The following is a 22,973-nucleotide window of genomic DNA, read 5'->3' on the forward strand; positions in this document are numbered from 1 at the left end:
CTAGATCGTGATCTGAACTTTCGGAATACCCCAGGAGGAACAAATGTTTAAAACCAAGGATGGCAAAGAGATTTTTGTGGTCGACGGTCACACCCATTTTTGGGACGGCAGTCCGGAAAATCAAAGCAATGTTCACGGCAAACAGTTTATCGACTGTTTCTATGCCTATCACACCAACCTAAGCCCGCCAGAGCAGCTTTGGGAAAAGGGACGCTTCGAGAAATACTCGGAAGATGACGTGTATCGCGATCTCTTCGTGGACGGACCTGATGACGTCGCCATCATCCAGTCGACATACCTGCGGGACTTCTACAAAAACGGATTTTCCAGCATCGAGCGTAGCACATCAATGGCAGCGCGCCACCCTGAACGCTTTATCGTGAACGGATCGTTCGATCCGCGCGATGGCGAGAAGGCACTGGAATACATCCACTACATGAAAGAGAATTTCGACATTCAGGGCGTGAAAATGTACACGGCTGAATGGAATGGTGAAAGCAAAGGTTGGGCGCTGAACGATCCCGCAGCCTACAAGTGCTTCGAGCTCTGCGAAAAGCTGGGTATTAAGAACATTCACGTCCACAAGGGCCCGACCATCATACCGCTCAGCAAGGATGCGTTTGATGTCCATGACGTTGACCACGCAGCAACTGATTTCCAGAATCTGAACTGGATCATCGAGCATTGCGGTCTGCCGCGTCTGGATGATTTCTGCTGGATCGCGACCCAGGAAACGAATGTCTACGGCGGTTTGGCGGTTGCGCTTCCCTTTATCTTCTCGCGCCCCCGCTACTTTGGTGAGGTTATCGCCGAGCTATTGTGGTGGGTCGGAGAGGACAAGCTTCTGTTTGGTTCGGACTATGCTATCTGGACCCCGCAGTGGCTGGTTGAGCAGTTCTGGGACTATCAGATTCCGGAAGACATTTCCGCCGAACGTGGCGGTGTGCAACTGACAGATGAGATCAAGGAGAAGATTCTCGGTCTGAATGCGGCGAAGCTTTACAACATCGATGTTGAGGCAAAGAAAAAGCAACTCAGCGCCGCCCCTGTCCAGATAGCAGCGGAGTGATCCGATGACTTTGGAGATGCTTAAGGACGAACTGGAACTCGAAATCTGGCAGCAGCTGGATCTTGTGACTGACCCAGAGTTGGACGAGCCCATCACAGAGATGGGATTTGTGGAACTCGTTGAAGTCGATTTGGATTCAAAAGTGGTGGAAGTTGAGTTTAGGCTTCCGACTTATTGGTGTTCTCCAAATTTCGCTTTTCTCATGGCATTCGACATTCGCCATGAGATTGGCAGGCTGAAATGGGTTCAAGGTGTCAAAGTCACCTTGAACGACCACTGTTTCGCTGATCGGGTCAATGAAGGCGTCAACGGTGAAAAAGACTTCAACGAAGTATTCCGGGAGTATTGCAACGGTGAAGAGTTGAGTGCCGTTCGAAACAAGTTTCTGGAAAAGGCTTTCATCCGCCGTCAAGAGACGGTCCTGCTCGCCTTGGAAGAGCGTGGCTTTTCCAGTGAAAAGATTGTCGACATGACGTTGGAGAAGTTGGATTCGATCCGCTTCGACAGCGGTGAAGAAGAAAAGCAAAAACCGCGATATCTTTCGTTGTTGGTGTCCAGGGGACTGGCAAAGACAGCAAGCGATCGGGCTTTTGTGACCTGGGATGGTGAGCGGCTGACGTCCAGTGGCCTACGGGAATATCTCGGCAAGCTGCGTGGTGTTCGGATCAATATGGAGTTCAACGGCGCACTGTGTCGTGGGCTTCAATCCACCCGGTACAAGGAAGTCGAAATTGGTGAAGATGGACCAACGTTGATCGACTTCATCCAGAACCGAGTTCCACCGAGAGGGGCCGAAGCGCACAGCTAAGAGCACACCGCATCTCGCAATCGAATACAGCAAACAAGTCATCGACACGCAAGCGATGGCAAGGAGAAGTTATGGCTAAACTACTGATACACAACGGAACTGCCCGGCATGCTTTGGCCAAAGGTGTTTCGAAACTGGCTGCGGCGGTGGAGCCGACGTTGGGGCCCAAAGGTCTGAATGCAATGATTGACCGACCAGTCGGAACGCCGCTGGTCACACGCGATGGAGTTTCGATCGCGTCAGAAATTGAACTGTCTGATCGGTTCGAAAACATGGGCGCACAGGTGGTGCGGGAAGTCTCGATGCAGACGAATGAAGTTGCAGGCGACGGCACCACAACTGCGATCGTTCTGGCCAATGCATTAATCCAGAAAGGGGTCGAAATTACAGCCAGCGGTGTTAAGCCGGTCGACCTGTGCAAAGGCATCGAGCTGGCCGTTGAAAAGATCATAGACGGTCTCGATCAATCGTCCCGGTCTTGTGAGGACAATCCGGCCTATCTCGAAGCAGTAGCGCGGGTGTCGGCGACTGATCCCGAACTCGGCTCACTGGTCGCCGAAGCGTTCAAGCGCGTCGGCAAAGAGGGTGTCATTACCGCGGATTTCGCGGTGACGATCGATACGACACTTGAGGTGGTCGAGGGTATGTCCTTTGATCGTGGGTACATTTCACACCATATGGTTACGGATCAGGACAATATGGAGGCGGTGCTGGACCACCCCCTGATCCTGATGACGGATCACAAGATCCTGCACCCGGAAATACTCGATAACGCGCGCACAATCGCGGATCAGCAAAATCGCCCACTGTTGATTGTGGCTGAAGAGATTGCTCCGGAAGTCGTAATCGCGCTGATGGACGGGGGCGGTGCGGGCAAGTACCTGATCGTCCATCCGCCTGAATATGGCCACTGGCGCGCTGCCATGATGGACGACCTGGCGATCATGACCGGTGGCGAAGTTCTGGCGCGTGATCTTGGAAAGAAGATCGAAAATGTTACGCTGACCCAACTGGGGGGTGCCCAGAAGGTCAAGGTCAGCTCGTCGATGACCAGCGTATTGCGGGGCGAGGGCGATCCGGCAGCGATCCGTGCCAGACGGGCCCAGGTTCAGCGCCAACATGATGTCGCACCACCGAACATCGAACAGGACAAGTTGCGCGAAAGGGTATCGAAACTGTCCGGCGGGACGGCGGTTATCTATGCGGGCGGGTTCACCCCGGTCGAACAGAAACGCAAGATTCAGTTGATCGAAGATTCCCTTTGCGCTGTACGCGCCGCTTCTGAAGACGGTGTCGTTGCAGGAGGTGGTACCGCGCTGGCACAAATCGGGGTGGTGCTGGATGACATTGTCTCGGCCAACGAGGGCGACGTCAAAAAAGGGGTAGAGCTAGTCCGGTCTGTCCTGACCCAGCCGGTACAAAGGATAGCCAGCAATGCGGGCGCAGACCCGGTAGCTGTCGTTGCTTCGGTCATCTCGGCGCAGCAAGGCCACGGCTACGACGCGTCATCTGGTGAATTCCGCGACATGTATGACGCTGGAATTATTGACCCGGTGCGTGTGACAGCAAGCGCGTTGGTAAATGCGACGTCTGTCGCGACCCTCATCCTGACAACCGAAACACTGGTCGGAGATCTCTCCGAAGGCGAAGCTGACCCGACCGAAGGACCGGCCCTAGGCGGTGGCGCCGAGCTTTTGGGACGCCCGTAACCGAAATCCGGCGCCAGCAGGCAAATGTGCTGGCCCCAATCCACGAAAGGGAACAAAAAAATGAAAGCCGCACGGTTATACGAATACGATCCGGCAATGAATGTTCAGCTGAAAATCGAAGAGGTTTCGGCACCGACGATCAATTCCCCGGATGAAGTGATTGTCAAAGTTGGGGCGGCCGGGCTGTGCCGCACCGATCTGCACATCATTGAAGGTGTTTGGAAAGATATCATGGATGTCGAAGGCAATCTGTTGCCTTACGTCATGGGCCATGAAAATGCGGGTTGGGTCGAAGACGTTGGTAGCAATGTCACGTCGGTAAAGCCCGGTGACGCCGTCATCTGTCATCCTCATCGTAGTTGTGGAATCTGTCTGAACTGTCGGTATGGCCATGACATGTACTGCGATCACGGTTTGTTCCCGGGGCTCGGGTTGGATGGTGGTTTCGCCGAATACTTCGTTACGAATGAAAGTTCGCTGATCAAACTGAACACCAATGTAACTCCGCTGGAAGTTGCCCCAATGGCTGACGCGGGGATTACGGCTTATCGTGCAGCAAAGCGAGCGGCAGGTCTGGTTTATCCCGGTGCGTATGTCACAGTGTTGGGCGTTGGCGGGTTGGGCCACATTGCCATTCAATGTCTTAAAAATCTGTGTGGTGCCCGCATAATTGCGGTTGATCGTGAGCCCGGTGCGCAAGCTTTGGCCAAGGATCTGGGCGCAGATATTGTTTTGGACGGCGGCCCTGATCTGATTGAGCAGGTGATGGACGCCACCGGTGGTGGCAGCCATGTCGTTATCGACTTTGTTGGCGAGCTCGGCGTCGAAAACATCTGTTGGAAACTTCTGCGCCAAGGTGGCGAATTGGTTGTGGTTGGATACGGCGGCACGATTGAAGTTCCGACGGTCGACTTGGTAGTAAATGAAATCAAGATCGGCGGCAGCTTGGTCGGTGACTATACAGAGCTTGTTGAACTCATGGAGTTGAATGCTGATGGTTTGGTGAAAATGCATCAGACGGAATACTCGTTGGCCAACATTAATCAGGCAATCGACGACTTCAAAAACCGCCGGTTCACGGGGCGGGGGGTTATCGTTCCCTGACCATAATTGTCACGAGCGCGAACACCGGTAGTTCGCTCTCGTGCCTGAAATCAAACCACCAAAACAATGGATATCCCGTGCACCTCTGGCCACGGGCTTCAGAAAACGTATCTGCTAATGGAGGAAAACATGCAGAAATTAATTGCGGAATGCCTGGGGACTTTCACCCTCGTGTTCATGGGCTGTGCTACTATTATTTTCATGGTCCACGAGGTGGGCCTGCTGGGTGTGGCAGCTGCCTTTGGTCTGACCGTCGTCGGTGTTGCATACGCCATTGGACATATTTCCGGGGCACACCTTAACCCGGCCGTAAGCCTGGGCGCCGTCATCGCGGGCCGACTGTCGCCATCCGAATTTGCTGGATACGTCATCGCGCAGTGCCTTGGAGCAATCGTGGCAGCAGCTCTGCTCTATGTGTTGGTCCAAAGCAAGCAGGGTGGTTATGATATCACAGCAAATGGTTTCGCCCAAAACGGGTGGAAAGACTACAGCGTCGTCGGCGCATTTCTGTTTGAGTTCATAGCGACCGCACTGTTTCTGATCGTTATTCTTGGAAGCACAGAAGAAGGCGGTGCGGGTGCAAACGCGGGCCTCGCCATTGGCTTTACGCTGGTCGTCATTCACTTGGCAGGTATCGTTGTTTCCGGTTCTTCCGTAAACCCTGCAAGGTCGCTTGGCCCGGCATTGTTCGCTGGTCCCGAAGCGATTGGACAGCTTTGGCTTTATATTCTGGCACCTTGCCTTGGTGCTGCTCTGGGTGGGGTTGTGCATCGCAAATTTCTGTCTAACGAGGCTCGCAGCAACCGTAAACTCGGGGACGCAAAGCCAGCGTGACTACACCGATACCAGGACCCGCGTTCGTTTCTCCCCCCCGAACTTCATGCGTCCTGATAAAAACGGCGGCGGAAACCATTCCGTCGCCGTTTTCTTATTTCCCGCGATCAAGCCCGTATTGTCGGATTTTTCGATATAAAGTTGGTCGCGATATGCCCAGTGCCAGTGCAACTTTTGTTAGATTGCCGTTTTCCAGTTTGATCGCGCGTTGAATTGCTCTCGACTCGATGCTGTCCAGTCCCAGATCCGTGCTTGGTGCATCGGGGGACGTTCCGAACAAAAAGTCATTCGCGTCGGGTTCTGTGATTTCCTTGGGTAGGTCCTTGGCCGTGACAGGTCCATTACGATGCAGCAAACAGAGCCTTTCAATCGTGTTGCGCAACTCTCGCACATTACCAGGCCAGTGATATGTGCGAAGCACTGCCATTGCCTCGCTATCGAAATTCAAGCGTTCTCGTTCGAATTTTTCAGACAGAATCCTGTTGAAATGTTCAATCAACAAGTCGACGTCGCTGCCACGTTCGCGAAGGGGGGGAACGTCAATAATTATTGTGCCAATCCGGTAAAAAAGGTCCCTGCGGAAGCGTCCGGTTTCGATATCCTGTCGCAGGTTCCGGTTCGTCATTGCAACGAGTTGAACGTCGATCGGGCGTCTTTTGTCACAACCAATTCGATAGACTGCGCGCTGCTCTAGAGTCCGCAACAAATATGTCTGCAGTTCCGGAGGCATATCGCCGATTTCGTCGAGACAAAGAACGCCGCCATTTGCCTGTTCAAATTTACCGGGTTTGCCCTCGCGTAGTGCACCGGTAAAAGCACCCGCGACGTGACCAAAAAGCTCTCCGCCGATCAATTCTCCAGAGATTGCCGCACAGTTTACGGCGACATAAGGCGCTTTTTCCTTTGAGTGATTGTAATGGATAAGACGGGCAAAGAGTTCTTTTCCGACACCGGTTTCGCCCTGAACCAACACGGCCGCTTTGGCCTTTGCTGCTCTGCGGGCAAATTCGATTGCTTCCAGCATTTTAGGGCAATCGCCTAAGATCGTAATGGTGTCTTCCTCTACACCATCTCGTGGTTTTATTGTGATGCCGCGAGGTCTCGCGGGGGTTTGGAGTTGTTCCTTTCCTGGCATGACCAAGGCTGCGCCCTTTACCTCACCGCCCAGTTTAAGCAGATCAATTTTTGAGTTTACGAAGTTGGGCGACAACGCCGCGGCCAAATCTCCGTCGGTCATGCTTGGTTTCCAGGAAAGCAAGTGTTTGCCGATCGAAAAGTCATTGGACTCTTGGCCGGTCGCTTGATCAATGTTCTTGTTGAACACAATGCGGCCCGAAGAATTCAAAAGCACAATTGCATCTTCTTGGTTGTGAGATTTTGGCAAGTCAATGAAGGCTTCAAGCAGGCTTGTGCGCTCCTCACGCTGCTGTTCTGCCAGTGCGATTTCGATTTCCCTCGCAGCGGCAACGACAAGCGCCATGTTGTGCGGTCGGAAGATATCGGGCGGCCCGGAAAGGTCGACCACTCCAACGATTTGGCGATCCAACGGGTCGAAAATAGGAACCCCTGCACATGTCCAGGATTTGATGCCTTGGCAGAAATGCTCTGATGCGTGGACGAACGTTGGCAGACCGGTGCGCAACGCCGTTCCAATTCCATTGGTGCCAATTACCTGTTCATCCCAGACACCACCAATTTCCAATTGAATTTCGCGTCCGGTGTCCAATGTCTGCGCGTCGCCGATCGCATCAATTATCGTTCCGGACCTGTCCGTCAGGATCAGTATTGCGCCGGACTCGGTCAGGTGCGGTGCCAACCTCTCAAATGCAGCTCTTGTTGCGCGGCAGAGGGCGCTATTTTTGCGTCTTAGATCATGAACGGCTTCGTCGCCAATTTTTTGCGGAGTCGCGCCGGAAAGTGCGTTAATACCCAAGTCGGTACACCGCGCCCAGGATTGCAGAATTTCTCGCCGTACATTCTGTTCGATTTCATCCGTGGTATAGCCCAGTTCTATGAATTCTTCCCAGGCGCTCATCGTGGCTCTTTGCTTGCCCACGATTGCAGAAACGTCGGATTGAGCAGAGATTGTTATTGGTGATGTCGGTTTCTTGTTTGGCATGGCTTTCTTTCGATGGATGCACAAACAAGGCGTGTGGCGCATCCTTAACCGGCTGGACTTGTTCGAAACCTCAGAGCTTCAGACGTTTAGTTATCACCTCGGCCAATTTTTCTCTGATGTCGTCGTTTTCGATCACGACCCCATTCAAATCTTCCAATAGCTCCTCAATCTCCGGATCGACGGGAGAGACAAAGCCGTTTTGCTTCGTCGCGAGCGTGAAGTACTTAGTGCCGTTTTGATTGGTGCGTAGTTGGCCCAGAAATTCCATCTGCTTGCCAGAGTTTGCATCCATTATGAAAACGCGGTCGTTTAAGCTGATCCGAATAACAGGATCGGGTTCCGCATCAGCAGTCCCTCCACCAAGAATGTGGATGTTCTTTCCTTCGGGCTGAGGTTCTTTCTTCGCCTGCGCCATTCTGGCCCGGGACCGGGAAAACTCGCCATTGCTGATCTGATCCGCAAGTCTGTGTATGGTGGCTCTGTTGCCTTGAAGCAGTCGCTTTGCTTCCGCATCTTCGCGGCGGGGCCCTTCCTTTTTCGAAAAAATATCGACCATGATCTCGCTCCAAGTTCTCCATGTGTCGGATCTTTAGAACACACCGGCCCGCTTCGCCGTTGAAGGTGCAAAGCAAACCCAATCCGGAGAGATTTCGGTTCCGATATCCGGCGCGTCATTTTGTCCTGTTCGCTGTGATAAGGCTAATGAAAATGGAGGAATGAGTCTAGGAAATAGGCCCTGAAAACCCAATAAATTAGGCGTCTTTGACGCGAATCAACCCTTTGGCGGTCCGTTTTCCGTCTGCTATATTTTAAGCGGAGTACGCGGGCCGAAATTCGGGATTGCAAAGGCGATTTCGGGCCGTGGAATATGAAGGCGAATTTGCGACAAATGCCTTCCTTTGGCAAATAACCGCGTTCTGTCGTGGCTTAAATTTCGCGCACAATCGGTTCAACGTTGGCATCAAAATTTTTCGGACTAACCTGCGGTCGGAACCAACGGAAAATAGCTTAAGCAAGCGGATTGCGATTGGGAATTTCTAAAAAACCATTTGTCGCATCTGTTAGCAGTTTTGCAGCGTTGTCGGTCAGAGTTTCTTGCCTAACTTCCATCCGGTGACACCTCAGCGAGATGACACGAACACGGATCGCTCCGAAAGGTTAGCGCCGGTCTTGGATGCTGAACTGGAGATTTGTCGATGATCTTAGCGCGGCTGAAGGCATCGAGTTGCAACAGGAAAACGATTAATACGAAACAAAGGTATCTCGACCCAAGGATATTGGATCGAGATTGTTTTTGTTTTTTAACAGATGGTTACAGGTTTCCCTGGGACATCTGCGAAGCAATGTGATCGGCTTGGCGAATTGCAAGTGCGACGATCGTGAGCGTCGGATTCTCAGCAGCTCCCGTCGTGAATTGCGAACCATCCGAGATGAACAAATTCGCGATATCATGGGTCTGACCCCATTTATTCACCACGCCATCACGGGGATTTTCCGACATACGGTTTGTCCCCAGATTGTGCGTTGAGGGGTAGGGCGGTGTTGGGAATGTTCGGGTTGCCCCAACCGCGTCGTAAACCGCCGCGCCCTGCTTATAGGCATGGTTTCGCATCGCAATGTCGTTCGGATGGTCGTCGAAATGGACATTGGCAACCGGCAACCCGAACTGGTCCTTTACGTCCATGTTCAGTGTCACGCGATTGGTTTCCTGGGGCATGTCCTCTCCGACGATCCACATTCCGGCCATGTTCTCATAGCTGTCCAGTGCTGTCGTGAACTCGCGACCCCAACCGCCTGGATCAAGGAAGGCAGCCATGAATGGCAGACCCAATGCCAGTGTCTCCAACTCGTAGCCACCAACGAAGCCGCGAGACGGGTCGTGCCGTGACTCATCTTGGATAATCCCCGCCATCGTAGTGCCACGCCACATCCGGACCGGCTGATCAAAGACGGCATAAACTGAACCGGTCATGTGCCGCATGTAGTTGCGTCCGACTTGACCAGAGGAGTTCGCAAGCCCATCCGGGAACATTGAGGAGGCCGAATTCAGTAACAGCCTTGGCGATTCAAAAGAGTTGCCGGCGACACATACGAGCCTCGCTTTCTGCATTTGCAGATTTCCATCCGCATCAAAGTACTCGACGCCCGTTACCTTGCCACTATCGTCGTGCAAAATTTGTGCGACGTGCGATTTCTCTCGGACTTCCAGATTGCCGGTGGCTTCGCCCTCTGGAATGTCAACATACCCCGCAGACCACTTGGCGCCCCATTTGCACCCCTGGAAGCAGAAACCCGTCTGCTGACACATATTGCGGTCACGGTTTTCGTCGGAATTGATCGCCATTCGACCGGTGTGCACTTGCTCGTAACCAAGCGCTTTTGCCCCTGATTCGAAGATCTTGTAGTTGTTGTTTCCAGGCAGACCGGGGCGATCGCCCGTCCGCGTCACGCCCAGTTTGTCTTCGGCCCGAGTGTACCAGGGATCCATTTCTGCCGCGTCGATCGGCCAGTCCAACAGACTTGCGCCTTGGACGTCACCATATGTCGATTTGGCTTTCCATTCATGGTCTTGAAACCGCAGTGACGCGCCTGCCCAATGTTGGGTCGTTCCTCCGACTGACTTTACGATCCATGCAGGCAGGCCCGAAAAATCCTTGGCGACCCGCCAGTCGCCTGACGTTGTGCGTGGATCGAGCCATGCCAATTGACCAAAGCTCTCCCATTCATCATTGATAAAGTCTTCAGGCAGGTGCCGTCCTCCAGCCTCAAGCGAGACTACGCTGACCCCCTTCTGGGCCAGTTCGTTGGCGAGAACGCCGCCGCCGGCGCCGGTTCCGATTACGACAACAACGCTGTCGTCCGTGAGATCAAAAGGTGCCGTCATGGTGCCGATCTCCCTTAAAGCCAGTTGATGTCGTCAAAGCCGCGGTCGATGTAACCGCCCTGAGAGAAGGACTCGCCTTCATAACCGAAAAGCGGCCAAACTGCCTTTTGGTTATAGAGACCGGTCACCAGCCCACCTCGGATTTGCTGAAAGAACGGGCTGGCTTCCATCGATCTGAGAAGATCGGCTCGATCACGTTCCCATCCCATGGATAAGTAATCGGCGTGGCCCCTGCCTTGCGCTGCTGCATTCAGGGCGGCGACGCCAGCTTCGACGCTGGGTGCGGCGTCTTCGGTATCGTACCCCTTTACGGCGATTACATAGTATTCGTCACCGACATGGTCATGCGGGTAGATGTCACGCGCCATCTGAACCAACGTCGCCATGGTTTCGGGCTGCAGCGACGTCGTTTCCATCGCCCAGGCGGCGTTCGAGCTGGCGACATAGCCTGCGCCCACTACAAACCCGGCCCCGGCTGCGACTGATCGCGACAGCAGATCGCGACGCGTTAAAGTTTTGGTTTTATGTGTAAATCTCACTTCTTATCCTCCCGTTCAGATGCGTGTGCCTGCTATTGGTAGTGACCTGCGCGCTGAAGAACTTCGATCTCGTACCCGTCCGGATCTTGAACGAAGAAGAACTTGGCGATCAGATCGCCATCTGGTGCGAACTCGACGATTTTTCTGGGGTTCAACCCTTCAGCCTCAAAGCGCGCATGTTCGGAATCAAGATCGTCGACAACAAAGGCGATATGTCCGTGTCCGTCGCCCAGGTTGTACGGTCCTTCGCGGTCTTTGTTGATGGTCAGTTCGAGCTCAAACGGCCCGTCGTTACCTCTCAGGTAGACGAGCGTGAATGCTGAAAAGTCGAGACGGTGAGATACTTCGAGCCCGAATGCCCGTTCATAAAAATCCAGCGATCGCTCTTCGTTTAAAACGCGGATCATGCTGTGTATGGCTTTTGCCATGCCTTCCTCCGAACCATTTGCCTGGTTCGAAAAGGCTGACAGTTTCTCGCGGCGCCGGGTAGTAAGTGAATACTACAGTGTAGGAAACCACTTACTCGGCTGCGATCCTTGGATCGTTGGAGCTTTCGAGGTTCTCAATGTGAAGCAGACATGTGCATCGCAGCAAAGAGGTGAAATTCTTCGTTTCCCCGTGTATTTCAAGAACTTCGGTGTGAAGTTTGGAAATGAAACCGGGTGTGGAAAACCCCTCTTGCTCGGCGAGTTCGTCGACGATCGCCCAAAACGATTTTTCCAGTCGTATACTGGTGCTTTGACCATTCAACCTCATGCGACGCGTCTCACTCTGATAGCGTTCCGGGTCTTGGCCGGCAAACATCTGGCACATACCAATCCTCCCTTCGGTTGTCCCATGATTGCGTGCGCCCACGCCCCATTCGGTGCGTTTTGTTGTGTCCAGCGCGCGCTCAACCTAAAGCAAGCAAGTTTTTTCGTAAACAGCGCTTCCCGAAGTAACCGCCGGCAAACTTGCTGAATGTATAGACGCTGGCGCAGTTGCACGCAGTAGATGATCCATCAGGTCTTGTCAGAAGAACTTTGGTTGAGCGTAGCAGGGGGGTTGCGTAGTTTTTGTCCATGACCAGACCTGCCTCTTTCAAATACTTTAAAACCAGCCCCGAGATCATCCGCCTTGCGGTGATGCTGTACATCCGTTTCCCACTCTCGCTTCGGAATGTTGAAGACTTGTTGCACGAGCGAGGCATCGACGTGAGCCACGAAACTGTCCGATACTGGTGGAACAGGTTTGGCCCAATGTTTGCGTCAGAGATCCGAAGAAAGCGTGTTCAGCAATTGAGAGCATACTGCAAATGGAAGTGGCATGTGGACGAGGTTTTCGTGAAGGTGAATGGCAAGAGACACTACCTCTGGCGGGCCGTCGATCATGAGGGCGAAGTGCTGGAAGCAATCGTTACCAAACGTCGAAACAAGCAGGCGGCATTGAAATTCCTCAGGAAATTGATGAAGCGCCACGGTAAAGCGGAAAACGTCGTGACGGATCGCTTCGCCTCATACAGAGCCGCGCTCAGAGAGCTGGGCGCCAATGAAAAACAACAGACGGGCAGGTGGCTCAATAACCGGGTTGAGAATTCGCACCTGCCGTTTCGACGACGAGAACGCGTCATGCAACGTTTCAGGCGCATGCGAAGTTTACAGAAATTTGCGTCCGTCCATTCCTCCGTCTACAACCACTTCAACCAGGAAAGATCGTTAGCCAGCCGAGACACCTTCAAGCTGACCCGCGCCGCCGCTCTCAGCGAGTGGCGTCAACTTTGTTCCGGATAGGTTCGCAGCTTCCGCGGCAAACTGAGACTGGTTCGAATTCGTCTGACAGCACCTCTGACACATCGCAAGACACGGCGAGTGAATCGCCACCGAGTTCTGCCATCGCTTCCGTGTTTATCGGGTCCATATCCCAGCTCGCAACGCGTACGCCACGTTCGACCAACTGGCGCGCGACTTCAAACCCGATGCCCTGCGCACCACCGGTAATAACTGCGATGTGATCTTTCATCTCTGTACCCCTGGAATCTGTGGTTCTTTTTGACGCCTAAGGACGGGTTCGAGGCGTTCGAATGCGGTCCTCAGCGTCTCAGCCGGTTGCGCGTAGCAAAGGCGCAGATATCCTTCACCGCTGTCCCCGAAGGCAATTCCGGGGGCCAATCCAACTCCGGTTGCTTCCAAAATAACCGTCGCTGCCTTATAGCTGTCTGGCATGTCGTCTACGCGAAAAAAGCTGTAGAACGCCCCGTCGGGTTCGATAAACCTGACCCGTTCAAGGCCAGACAAAAATTCCGACGTGAGCTGATACCCGACCTGAATGCGGTCTCTGAGCTCGGTGACTGCCGGCTCGCAGTCTCTCAGAGCCACAACGCCAGCGTCCTGCACAAAACCTGCGGTGCAGGATGTATTGAATTCCGTAAGCTGACCGAGTTTCGCCTCCACCGCAGCAGGGGCGATGATCCATCCCAGCCGCCACCCCGTCATGCTCCAGGCCTTAGAAAACGAATTGACCGAAATCAGCCGATCTTCTGCGTTGGCGATATCCAGAAATGAGGGAGCGACATTTCCATGCCGATACAATCGACGATAGACATCATCCGAGACGACCCAAATCCCGTTCGCGCGACAGTGGTCCAGAAGAATTGTCTGGTCTTCTATGGGCATGGCCCAGCCCGTCGGGTTATTGGGTGAATTGATTAGCAACGCAGTCGTTTCCGGCGTCAGCATGTCCAGCAGCGCGTTTATGTCCAACCACCACGAGCCGTCCTTGGGTTGCAGTGCCAATCGGCAGATGTCGGCCCCCGAGTTCTGGAATGCTGCGGCAATGTTCGGCCAGTTTGGCTCGATCACAACCACCCGGTCACCGGGCGTGACGAGCAGTTCCGCAACCAGCCTAAGTCCCTGCATGCCCGATGGCGTCACCGTCACGCGGTCACGCGTGAGAGTCGTTCCCGTCAGTTCCTGTTGATACCGACAGATCTCATCCCTCAGCGCTATGCTGCCATTATTCGGCTGATACATATGGTTTCCTGAGCGCAGGGACTTGACCGCGGCCTCGACAATCAAGGGGTCGGTGTCCCAAGCGCCTTCGCCAAACCACAAAGGAATGACATCACTCCGTCCCATTGCGCTTTCTGCAACCGCACGAATCTTTGACGCTTCCAGCGCACGGGCGCGCACAGATATGGATGATTCAAGTGGGTGAATGTTCATGAGGGAAAGATTGCGGATGTCCGTCCGGTTTGTCGCGTGCTAGATCAAACAAACGGCTAGTCATTTTGACTATTGTCTTCGGTTTGGGCAGGCAAAAGGGGACCGGTACAGATGGTCGACCAAATAGATGAAAAGATCCTCGGGATACTCAGAATGGATGCGAGGACACCTGTTGCAGAGATTTCACGTAAAGTCGGTCGGTCAAGAACCGCAGTCGTAGCGAGGATCGCCCGTCTTGAATCTAGCGGCAGAATCGCGCGCTACACGATTGCAGAGCGCGGACAGGCTAACGACGGGCTGGGCGCCATCATTCTGGTTCAGATGGTCAAACGGGGAGAGGTCGAGAAGTTTTCATCACTGATACGCACATCCGGATGGGTTTCTGCTTGCTATGGAGTATCCGGCGAGTTTGATCTCGCGGTGGTGCTGAAGTCACTTGACCCTGATGTTCTCGAGAGGTTCATGAGGGACCTTATTGCCACCGGAGAAATTCGACACTCAGAAACGCTGGTTAAAATTTTACGGGATTTTTGAGGCTCGTTCAAACCGGTCACACGACAAAACGACTTCTACCCAAGGCACCGGGCGGGCGGGTGCAAGGATATGGTGCTAGCAAAATTCATGTTCCTGAATAGCTGGATTTAGGACGTGCGATGCTTCGCAATCATAGACTTGTTGCGTTTGTGAACGAGTACTGTGCCGATACAGACCCAAACTACATCGCCTGAAGAGCCGGCTAAGCCGGGATCGCAAAGTCCAGTTATGAATTTGCGGTTTGGGCTGGCAACCGTAATTGCTTGCGATGGTGATGATGGCGGCTTTGTCGGTAATCTGTGAGTCCGAACCAGACCAAATTATGCAGCTGCAGCGAATGGCGGCAAAGCGGGCGCCGATGCTTCATCCGAGCGGTGCCCTGGATGTCTTCTTTGGGCCGTTTACAGTCGTTCTTGAACTTCGATCCCCAGAATTGTGGGTAAATGCCGGGAAATCTCGCGCCAAGATTCACCTTCGTCGTGGCTGGCAAACACTGAACCACTGTTTGTGCCAAAATAGAGTCCAGGCGGATCATCCGTATCGCCGGCCATCGCCTGACGTAGAACGGTGAAGAAGCAACCCGTCTGTGGAAGCCCCTTTCGCATTGCCTCCCATGTCTCACCGCCATCGCGGGACCGCCATACTGCAGCAGCCGCGTTTGGCGGATACCGGCCCACCGAATCTCCGTTGAGTGGCAGGGTCCATATCGTTTTGGAGTCGCGCGGATGCACACGGATCGGAAAGCCAAACGTCGAAGGCAGACCATCCGTTATGTTGTACCAACTGCGGCCACCATCCGATGAACGCCAGACACCATGGTGGTTCTGCTGATAAAGTAAGTCGTCAGCCCCGTTCGCGCGCATCATGTTGTGTACGCAGTGTCCTGTCTCGCAATCACGAGGCGCTGCAGGATGATCGTGGTGACCGCAGTCTTGTGTATTTGATAGCCTGTTACGCCGTTCCCAGGTTTGGCCACCGTCTTCGGAAGCAAATACACCAGCCGCGGATATTCCGACCCAAAGTTTCTGAGGATTGTCGGGATCAGAAATAATTGTGTGCAAAGTCAGCCCAGCTGCGCCCGGGTTCCAGCTGTCGGCTGACTCATGCTCGCTCAGGCTGCGTAAATCTTCCCATGTCTTTCCGCCGTCTGAGCTTTTCAGCAGCTTTGCAGGCTTGGTTCCGGCATAGAGGTTCCCGTCGGTGTAATGCAAAGACCAAATTTGGGAAAACTTGTCTTCAAACGGGAGCTGTTCATCTATCCAACCAATCATTTCGGCGAAATCTGGATCATTGGCAGCCCAATTGTCCAATTCACCTTTGCTAAGCCGCGTGACATTCCACGTTTTGCCGCCATCGTCTGAGCGCCAGACGCCTGCGCCATTCCAATCGCTGCCGCCGCCGGCCCAGATTGTCCCCGTTTCCGGATCGCTCGTAAAATGATTGATGGGCCAGCCGTCGCAGTACGGACCATCAACTATCCATGGACCTTCCGCACCATCGCGCCGAAGCAGAAAAGCGCCTTTTGTTGTGCCAATAAGAATTGTTGTTTCTGAGGACGACATTGCTTTCACTCCACGTTGCCTGAACAGGCTGCTTGCCGCCCGCTAGACCTCGACCAGTGATTGGAAACTCGCAAAAATCATGCGTTTGCCATCAAAGGGCATTGGATTGTTGTCCATAGACGCCTGCATCTCGGACATGACCTTTTCCATGTTTGCATCGTGGGTCTCCTTGTCGGGCCAGATGACGTGCGAATAGGCGACGGTTTCATCCGGTTCGCACTTCACAGCCATTGGGAATGACGTGACTTTGCCGTCCGGAACATCATCGCCCCAAGCGTCCACGGCGGCGAGTGCGCCATGCTTTTTGAACAAAGGCGTCACTTCTTTGGAATGTGCAATGAAGACATCCTTGTTCGCCGTGGGGACGGCATAGGCTGCAACAGTAATATAGGTCACACCAAACTCCTTGATTTATGATGCTGCAAATGCGGCTTCCAATTTGGAAATGTCGATCTTCTTCATCTTGTACATCGCTTGGCGCGCTCGCTCTGCAGCGGCCTGGTCTTTGGCAGCCTGCATATCAAGCAGTACTTGCGGGTAGATTTGCCAGGACAGGCCCCAACGATCTTTGAGCCAACCACACTGAGCTTCCTCACCCCCACCCGAGGTCAGCGCCGCCCAGAGACGGTCGATTTCACCCTGATCCTTTGCAAGCACACTGATCGAAGCCGCTTCGGTCAGCTTAAAGTGAGGACCACCATTCAGAATCTGAAACGGAGCACCTGCAAGTGTGAAGTCCACCAACAACGGCTCCTCCACGTCCGGCGTTAGAACGGTTTCCAACTGGCTATCAGGCAGCAATGACACGTAAAACGCCGCTGCATCCGCGCCGCCACTCTCAAACCAAAGGCAGGTGCGGACCTTTTGCATTATGCAACTCCTGTTTTCTAAGGGTATCCGTTCCAGTTGGAAGCGAGATACTACTGCCATTCCTGACCACCGTTGAACGCGATCTGAGGCCGCCCGATTCAAGCGCCTTGATCCCTTGTCAGGCATAATCGGTGAGCAATCTCATTGCGCACCAACTCAAGAATCTCTGTTCCACAAACAACACAATATTGACAGAAACGTTGATGTCAACGTAAACGGAAAATATGAGATCCGACTTGCCAATTGAAGTTACCCATGAGGTTCGGGATCGGTGCTTGTGTCTACACCTTCAGCGTGCCGCACGGGCAATTGCCAGGCGATTTGATGACGCTCTGAGACCGCTGGGTTTGACCCACGGCCAGTACTCACTTTTGATGGCGTTGAATCGCCCGGGGGCACCGAGACTTGGCGAATTGGCGAAGTTCCTGGCCATGGATCGCACAACCCTGACTGCAAATTTGAAACCATTAGAGCGTCGGGGGCTTCTGAATATGCAACCGGACAGCAGCGACAAACGCAGCAGGCGCGTCGGTTTGTCAGACGCGGGCCGTGACCTACTGGTTCAGGCCGTTCCTGTCTGGCGAAAAACCCATGACGACGTTGATGCACTACTCGGAAGAGACGACACGCAGCTTTTAAAGGCTGACTTATTGTCCCTGTCTTTTGGGGAAACCTAAATGGAACTTCTGGAATAGAAACCCCAAAGCCGGATTAATACCGCAGAATTTAAGTTCGCCAAGGTTCCGATTTTTTTTGTCGCGGCGAATGGCGACTTGGCTGGCTGCATCCGCGGTAACTGAGAGCCGGGTCGAGTGAGCGCTTTGGGCTACTAATTCGGCGATCCACATCTAGAAGATTGGGAACCAAGTCGTGAAACCTTCGATTTCCAACGCAAGATGGGTTGTTTAGGCACACTTGAGTGGCAATCATTGGAAACAGAAAAATCTCAAATGTTGGAGCTGTATATGATCAGAACTGCATTCGTTTCTTCATTATTGTTAATTTCGTCCCTGTCGCCAATATCCGCAGACACGGCCATGGAGTGCGGTGTACAAGTCTCCAGCCAAGTTGAGATTGCCTCCTGCGTCGATGCGCAAGTCCGAATTCTCAATCAAGCGCTGGATGAGGCAATTGGTTTTGCACAAGACGCAGCCAGTGAGTTGGACCGTGTGAACGAACGCGATGTTGCTCTGCCCGCCTTGGAAGCGGCGCAAACGGCTTGGGTTGCTTATCGTGATACACAATGCAGCTATAGTGCTGCATTGTTCGGTGGTGGGTCCGGGGCTGGTATCGCTGAAGGCGCGTGCCATGTTGAGTTGACCCGGTCACGGATCGCTGAGCTAATGGACTCCCTTCCATGAGTCCGCGTCTTCTCCAATTCAGCGTTTCTGCGGCCATCGTCGCTGCAATCGGCGTAAGTATCGCGTTGGCCGAAGTACCTGTTCCTGAGTTTGCAGAAGATGACCCGGCGCGGATATGGATTGAGGGAGATGCAATCCACTATTCGGGTGCAATCTCACTTGCGTCACAGGACGTTTTCTTGGATTTCGTTGCGACGGAAGACACGTCAGCTGCTAGGCGTTTTGTGATCAACTCACTGGGCGGCGATACACACGTTGGTCGTGTCATCGGGCGCTGGATTTATGATCAAGGCCTGTCGGTTGTCGTTGATGCGATCTGCTTTTCTTCCTGCGCCAACTACGTTTTTCCGGCAGGGACATCTCGCAGCATTCGTGCCGACTCTTTCGTGGGTTGGCATGGCTCTGAAACGCAATACGAGGTTACCGCTTTGAGTATTCCCGGAAAGAGTGGCGAGGATCTCGAACGAGAGTCGCTTAGAGCGGCACTCCTCCCAGTCCTGCCAGAAGATGCCTCTGACGCGGACATTGAGCAGGCAGTCGATCAGCAAATCGAGTTGGCAAACGCCTCGCGACAAGACGAAGCGGAATTCTTCGCAACTCTCGGCATTGATGCCGAGTTCACTGTGCATGGCCTTCGTCCCGGCAATATTGAGGCTTGGCGTCAAAGTGGGCGAGCAGGTTGGACATATACCTTGGAGGACATGAAGCGTCTTGGTTTGGGTCCGATTCAGTACCTGGGTGAGGGAGACTATGCGACCAGTCGGCAAGTGATACGAAACGTGTTTGTTGCGCCGCTAGATCCAGAAGAAGCTCCTACGCAGTAGCGATTGAACTCAATCAATCGCCCACAACGTTCAGAAACACTGGAGATCGACGGCAATGCGAACGGGCTGCGCTCCTGCGATATAAGCGTCCAGTTCCTGGTCCGGTTTTGGTGATGCATAACACCCGGTCAAAACCCCTGCTGCCTCCAGTGCCCGCTGCACCATTTTCTGTTGCCCGTCCCAATCGGAGGGGTTTTCTGTATCAAGCGTCACAACAGCTTCATCGCCGGTTTGTTGCACAGTTGCTGCGATACCATCGATCACATAGGCGGGCTGCGCCAGATCATCGGAAGTAACGTCACACCCGGACGTGATTATGAGCAGCAGGGCCAGTACTCGTTTCACTGTTAGTCCTCCAAAAATGCGTGTTGCTCAGAGGCGCATTTGGTCATCGCCGTGCCAATCAGACTTGCCAATCTGCGCTGTCTGTCGCTTGAGCCTCTTAGTTGCTTAAGTTTTCCACCGTGTTCGGGATAAGTTGCAACGCATCCAGCACAATGGTGTCGGTCCGCTTTTCCGAATATCCATGCTGCTGCAATGTGCGTCCTACGAGTTGCACCACTTCGGGTGAGCCCGCAAACTTGGAATGCGACCCGGTCCTGGAATCATCGATGTCGCTGAGATCAATAACAGTGATGCCAAGTCCGGCCAGTTCGTCCACCTCAGCATCTCCAACGCGGTCGATGCCCCCGGCAACCTGGCGCGAGAGCCCCAATGCGGGGTCGCCATCGGAAATGAGGACATAAAGATTTCCAGGGTTGTTGGTAATCTGGCTGAGTTGAGACGCGAACACGTCCACGTCTATATCCGGCGCCGCAAACAGGATGTTCCTTAGACGCCCTGAACTGCCGAGCGATCCCTGTAAGTCCGACTGGACCATGACTTCTGTGACCAAAAGTGTTCCCATGGAATGTGCAAATACATCGAACCCGGAGGCATTTGTTTGAACGATCAGACCGGAGGCCTCTTCCAACAACGGCCTAGCCGCAAGGACGCTGTTCAGGTCATAGGCATATTTCGCAACCTGACCGGCTGATGCCCAGGAAAACAAGACCGGCACGCCTTCAAATCCGGAATCTTCAACGAATTGTGCGACGCGTAGCACCGCGTCACTCAGTGTATTGTTGTAGCCATGGACAAAGACCAACACGTCTCTGTTTTCTCGCGGTCTTTCGGAGAGTGCATTGTTGATTTTTGCCACAAACCCCGAGCTATCCTGAAACACTATTGGATCAACGACCGTAAAGTCCCGGCTGGCGTCCGGAGGGAGCCTCCGGGGGCGCGTGATTTCACCGGGCTGGTGGTTGGGTGGGATCGTCACGGTGACAACCGCCAATCCCAACTTGTCAGATCTTTCTGACGAAAAAAGCTCAGCGGTATCGGGCGAGGGTGAACGTGTTGTGGCTATAAACATATCGTGACGAGAGACCTGCGTTTCCATCTCAGGGCTTCTTTCAGGATCGGCGACACCAATCACGTTAGGAGGACGCGAACAGGCGGCAACCAAAATAGTTGCCGTGAAAAACACAGGAAGTAGTTTCCGAAAGAAATGCGTCGCAATCATACTCTTTCGCACTCGAGAAGCACCTAACTTGCTTCTGACTTTATCAAGTGCTGGTTTTCCGGATAGTGCATACGAACGGCAATATGATCGTAGGTTTGAAGTAGGCATAGCCCAAGAGATGTGGAGCCTCAATTGCCAAGCTCCTGTGCCAAATCATGAAATAAGACAGGGTCCAGGGCCGCCGGCATACGATAGGGATTAGACATAGCGTAAGTGGTAAACAGAACAAACCCGGTATATGTCGCAAAAGCCCCCAACAGGATGAGGTTCTCTCTAATCGGCGGGAATGGGAAATACCCGATGGATAAGAGCAGAACGCCGGATATTGCGGCAATCCAAAACAGAGAGCTCAAGGACGATTTTGCTTGATATTCTCTGAGATCGCGGCTGTCAGAGACGAGACTAAGGTTATCGAGTAAGTTGTCTCGGATGGACTCATGGCGTGCGGTCTGGGGATCAAGCTCTAGTGCCGCATCGTAGGCGATGCCCCAGGCTTCCCATCCTGAATCAAGTAAATCTCCTGTTTTTCCCAGGCTCTCCCATTCCGAGTTAGCAGCAATCGACAAATAATTGCGAAGCGCAGCTTGAATCGCCCCCGTTTCTTCCTCACCATATCTGATCGCGTCGTAATACGCATCAGACACAGCGTTGGTTTCGACGGCGCTTTCGAATGACAATTGATGGTAGTCAACTACTTCGGAGGCAAAGACCAAGGCAAGAACCAGGCTGTGCAAAGCGGCAATTCGGAACAAAATTGAGGCTGCAAGGTCTCGCGTTTCTTGGTTTGGGTTCGAGCCCAGTACCAGCCGGGCAAGGAAGTAAACGCCGTAAACCGAAGAAATAGTAGCGAGAACGATCAATACTGCTGTCAGCATTCGGTATCTTGCTCCCACCGGTCCTTTTGTCGAATGATACATCGACGCTGAAACGAAGATGCAACTTGTAGTACTACCCAAAAGGAAACTGGTCTCAACTGCAGCGTCTTCCAGTACAACTGCCAGTTTAGGCGAACTGTTGCCGGAAAGTTGAAACCCAATCGCCGATTAAGATCAACAAGATTGTCAGTGCAACAATGGTGTGCTTGGGTGTGGAGCCGCAAACTCCTGTTACAATGGCAACATCGTACCTCAAAAAATGCAACAAAACCCCGTATGCGTGAGGGTGCCGGACGATCTTCGCAAATTGCGTGCGTGAACGTCGTGCATGCAGATTGTACAAATGTAGCGAAGGTCCTGCGTGGATGGTTCCTGCATGGCAAGGTATTTTGAGCTGATACGAGCGTCTGTCAGATGCAGTCGTGTGCCCGGCCTGTTTGCGCCGTGCACGCGGCTGCTGGCCCTTATGGTTTCCGCTGACCAAGTCTCAAACCGCTTCGCGGACGACGATGTGTCCCTGATATCCGACGGGGTGTCTAGGTTGGCGGGCTGACATTGCTCCATCATCTCCATGGTCTTGCGTCTCGGATGTTTCTTTGTTTTCCGTTATGCTTTGTCCATGAACATCTACGGCTTCGATCACATCGTGCTCTGCGTTCGCGACGTCGACGCAACGCTTGAGTTCTATCAACACCTGCTAGGTATGTCCCCGCGAGAGGAACGCCCCGGCAAATGGTCCCTACATTTCGGTTCAAACAAAATCAGTCTCCAAGATGCGGGCACAGCACCAAATCTGGCGAAGAAAACTGTTCCGGGAAGCGGCAATTTCTGCCTATTGACAGATACGCCAATCGAAGAAATCACCGAGAAGCTTCGCGCGCATGACGTCACTATCGTCGAAGGGCCTTCTGAGAAACTGGGCGCCGTCGGAAAGCTGATGTCTGTCTACTTCCGCGACCCCGATGACAATTTGGTCGAGGTTAGCAACAGACTGGCATAGCAAACAGAGTGCAACACACTGGCAGCCACGCAACCACGGTCGGGAACAAGCGCCAGCCTTTCGACATTTGCATCTTGTGAAACGCCCAATATAACCTTGATGTCGAATCCAAGAGAA

At 53.4% G+C, this 22,973-nt stretch carries 25 protein-coding genes; 11 read left to right on the plus strand and 14 right to left on the minus strand.

Annotation, left to right across the window (positions count from 1 at the left end):
• Positions 1–43: 43 nt before the first annotated feature.
• The 5 genes from ACR0EZ_RS11970 to ACR0EZ_RS11990 all read left to right on the plus strand — a co-directional run bounded on the left by ACR0EZ_RS11970 (position 44) and on the right by ACR0EZ_RS11990 (position 5,524).
• The gene (locus tag ACR0EZ_RS11970) at positions 44–1,069 is read left to right on the plus strand and encodes an amidohydrolase family protein (RefSeq protein WP_480613274.1); all 1,026 of its coding nucleotides are present in this window, start codon (positions 44–46) and stop codon (positions 1,067–1,069) included.
• Positions 1,070–1,073: 4 nt separating this feature from the next.
• The gene (locus ACR0EZ_RS11975) at positions 1,074–1,877 is read left to right on the plus strand and encodes an iron-sulfur cluster assembly protein (protein ID WP_480613276.1); all 804 of its coding nucleotides are present in this window, start codon (positions 1,074–1,076) and stop codon (positions 1,875–1,877) included.
• Positions 1,878–1,948: 71 nt separating this feature from the next.
• Complete coding sequence (gene groEL / locus ACR0EZ_RS11980) at positions 1,949–3,586, plus strand: chaperonin GroEL (RefSeq protein WP_480613278.1); 1,638 nt, start codon at positions 1,949–1,951, stop codon at positions 3,584–3,586.
• 60 nt (positions 3,587–3,646) lie between these two features.
• Positions 3,647–4,690, plus strand: coding sequence for an NAD(P)-dependent alcohol dehydrogenase (locus ACR0EZ_RS11985; RefSeq protein ID WP_480613280.1), 1,044 nt, complete (start codon positions 3,647–3,649; stop codon positions 4,688–4,690).
• Between the two features lie 129 nt (positions 4,691–4,819).
• On the plus strand, positions 4,820–5,524 hold the full coding sequence (locus tag ACR0EZ_RS11990; protein WP_480613282.1) for an MIP family channel protein: 705 nt from the start codon (positions 4,820–4,822) through the stop codon (positions 5,522–5,524).
• Between the two features lie 94 nt (positions 5,525–5,618).
• Here ACR0EZ_RS11990 and ACR0EZ_RS11995 read toward each other — a convergent pair whose 3' ends face one another.
• From ACR0EZ_RS11995 to ACR0EZ_RS12020, 6 genes are all read right to left on the minus strand, one after another.
• Positions 5,619–7,559 carry a sigma-54-dependent Fis family transcriptional regulator gene (locus ACR0EZ_RS11995; protein WP_480613284.1) on the minus strand — a complete coding sequence of 647 codons (1,941 nt, stop codon included), beginning with the start codon at positions 7,557–7,559 and terminating at the stop codon, positions 5,619–5,621.
• Positions 7,560–7,713: 154 nt separating this feature from the next.
• A complete protein-coding gene (locus ACR0EZ_RS12000; RefSeq protein ID WP_480613286.1) occupies positions 7,714–8,199 on the minus strand; it encodes a hypothetical protein in 486 nt (161 codons plus the stop codon).
• A 756-nt stretch (positions 8,200–8,955) separates the two neighbouring features.
• Positions 8,956–10,527: a GMC family oxidoreductase gene (locus ACR0EZ_RS12005; RefSeq protein ID WP_480613288.1), complete on the minus strand. Its 1,572-nt coding sequence runs from the start codon at positions 10,525–10,527 to the stop codon at positions 8,956–8,958.
• 14 nt (positions 10,528–10,541) lie between these two features.
• Positions 10,542–11,066 carry a Twin-arginine translocation pathway signal gene (locus tag ACR0EZ_RS12010; protein WP_480613290.1) on the minus strand — a complete coding sequence of 175 codons (525 nt, stop codon included), beginning with the start codon at positions 11,064–11,066 and terminating at the stop codon, positions 10,542–10,544.
• 32 nt (positions 11,067–11,098) lie between these two features.
• Positions 11,099–11,494, minus strand: coding sequence for a VOC family protein (locus tag ACR0EZ_RS12015; protein ID WP_480613292.1), 396 nt, complete (start codon positions 11,492–11,494; stop codon positions 11,099–11,101).
• A 91-nt stretch (positions 11,495–11,585) separates the two neighbouring features.
• Positions 11,586–11,879, minus strand: a complete 294-nt coding sequence (locus tag ACR0EZ_RS12020; RefSeq protein ID WP_480613294.1) for a ribbon-helix-helix domain-containing protein — start codon at positions 11,877–11,879, stop codon at positions 11,586–11,588.
• Positions 11,880–12,127: 248 nt separating this feature from the next.
• Here ACR0EZ_RS12020 and ACR0EZ_RS12025 point away from each other — a divergent pair, with 248 nt between their 5' ends.
• Positions 12,128–12,835, plus strand: coding sequence for an IS6 family transposase (locus tag ACR0EZ_RS12025; protein ID WP_480613296.1), 708 nt, complete (start codon positions 12,128–12,130; stop codon positions 12,833–12,835).
• Here ACR0EZ_RS12025 and ACR0EZ_RS12030 read toward each other — a convergent pair.
• On the minus strand, positions 12,804–13,064 hold the full coding sequence (locus ACR0EZ_RS12030; protein WP_480613298.1) for an SDR family NAD(P)-dependent oxidoreductase: 261 nt from the start codon (positions 13,062–13,064) through the stop codon (positions 12,804–12,806). The two genes, ACR0EZ_RS12025 and ACR0EZ_RS12030, sit on opposite strands and share 32 nt — an antisense overlap.
• Complete coding sequence (locus ACR0EZ_RS12035) at positions 13,061–14,266, minus strand: pyridoxal phosphate-dependent aminotransferase (protein ID WP_480613300.1); 1,206 nt, start codon at positions 14,264–14,266, stop codon at positions 13,061–13,063. The genes ACR0EZ_RS12030 and ACR0EZ_RS12035 overlap by 4 nt, the downstream gene beginning before the upstream one ends.
• A 111-nt stretch (positions 14,267–14,377) precedes the next feature.
• Here ACR0EZ_RS12035 and ACR0EZ_RS12040 point away from each other — a divergent pair, with 111 nt between their 5' ends.
• Positions 14,378–14,800 carry an Lrp/AsnC family transcriptional regulator gene (locus ACR0EZ_RS12040; protein WP_480613302.1) on the plus strand — a complete coding sequence of 141 codons (423 nt, stop codon included), beginning with the start codon at positions 14,378–14,380 and terminating at the stop codon, positions 14,798–14,800.
• 401 nt (positions 14,801–15,201) lie between these two features.
• Here the strand turns inward: ACR0EZ_RS12040 and ACR0EZ_RS12045 are convergent, their stop codons facing one another.
• From ACR0EZ_RS12045 to ACR0EZ_RS12055, 3 genes are read right to left on the minus strand one after another with little or no spacing between them, the layout of a single operon-like run.
• Positions 15,202–16,362, minus strand: a complete 1,161-nt coding sequence (locus ACR0EZ_RS12045) for a sialidase family protein (RefSeq protein WP_170720393.1) — start codon at positions 16,360–16,362, stop codon at positions 15,202–15,204.
• 42 nt (positions 16,363–16,404) lie between these two features.
• Positions 16,405–16,758 (minus strand): DUF1428 domain-containing protein, encoded by a 354-nt coding sequence (locus ACR0EZ_RS12050; protein WP_480613304.1) that lies wholly within the window; start codon positions 16,756–16,758, stop codon positions 16,405–16,407.
• A 15-nt stretch (positions 16,759–16,773) separates the two neighbouring features.
• Positions 16,774–17,232, minus strand: a complete 459-nt coding sequence (locus ACR0EZ_RS12055) for a VOC family protein (protein WP_170720387.1) — start codon at positions 17,230–17,232, stop codon at positions 16,774–16,776.
• Positions 17,233–17,606: 374 nt separating this feature from the next.
• Here ACR0EZ_RS12055 and ACR0EZ_RS12060 point away from each other — a divergent pair, with 374 nt between their 5' ends.
• The 3 genes from ACR0EZ_RS12060 (at position 17,607) to ACR0EZ_RS12070 (ending at position 19,417) form a co-directional block, all read left to right on the plus strand.
• Positions 17,607–17,909, plus strand: a complete 303-nt coding sequence (locus ACR0EZ_RS12060) for a MarR family winged helix-turn-helix transcriptional regulator (RefSeq protein WP_480485037.1) — start codon at positions 17,607–17,609, stop codon at positions 17,907–17,909.
• 288 nt (positions 17,910–18,197) lie between these two features.
• Positions 18,198–18,593: a lysozyme inhibitor LprI family protein gene (locus ACR0EZ_RS12065; protein ID WP_480613306.1), complete on the plus strand. Its 396-nt coding sequence runs from the start codon at positions 18,198–18,200 to the stop codon at positions 18,591–18,593.
• Complete coding sequence (locus ACR0EZ_RS12070) at positions 18,590–19,417, plus strand: Clp protease/crotonase-like domain-containing protein (protein ID WP_170720380.1); 828 nt, start codon at positions 18,590–18,592, stop codon at positions 19,415–19,417. The genes ACR0EZ_RS12065 and ACR0EZ_RS12070 overlap by 4 nt, the downstream gene beginning before the upstream one ends.
• A 30-nt stretch (positions 19,418–19,447) precedes the next feature.
• Here ACR0EZ_RS12070 and ACR0EZ_RS12075 read toward each other — a convergent pair whose 3' ends face one another.
• From ACR0EZ_RS12075 to ACR0EZ_RS12085, 3 genes are all read right to left on the minus strand, one after another.
• Positions 19,448–19,762, minus strand: coding sequence for a hypothetical protein (locus tag ACR0EZ_RS12075; protein ID WP_170720377.1), 315 nt, complete (start codon positions 19,760–19,762; stop codon positions 19,448–19,450).
• A 97-nt stretch (positions 19,763–19,859) separates the two neighbouring features.
• Complete coding sequence (locus ACR0EZ_RS12080; RefSeq protein ID WP_480613308.1) at positions 19,860–20,981, minus strand: alpha/beta hydrolase; 1,122 nt, start codon at positions 20,979–20,981, stop codon at positions 19,860–19,862.
• Between the two features lie 128 nt (positions 20,982–21,109).
• Entirely contained in the window at positions 21,110–21,856 is a 747-nt protein-coding gene (locus ACR0EZ_RS12085; protein WP_170720370.1) for a bestrophin-like domain, read from the minus strand.
• A gap of 619 nt (positions 21,857–22,475) precedes the next feature.
• Here ACR0EZ_RS12085 and ACR0EZ_RS12090 point away from each other — a divergent pair.
• Positions 22,476–22,856 (plus strand): VOC family protein, encoded by a 381-nt coding sequence (locus ACR0EZ_RS12090; protein ID WP_170720367.1) that lies wholly within the window; start codon positions 22,476–22,478, stop codon positions 22,854–22,856.
• Positions 22,857–22,973: the final 117 nt, after the last annotated feature.

Source organism: Ruegeria sp. AK4 (genome assembly GCF_056541025.1).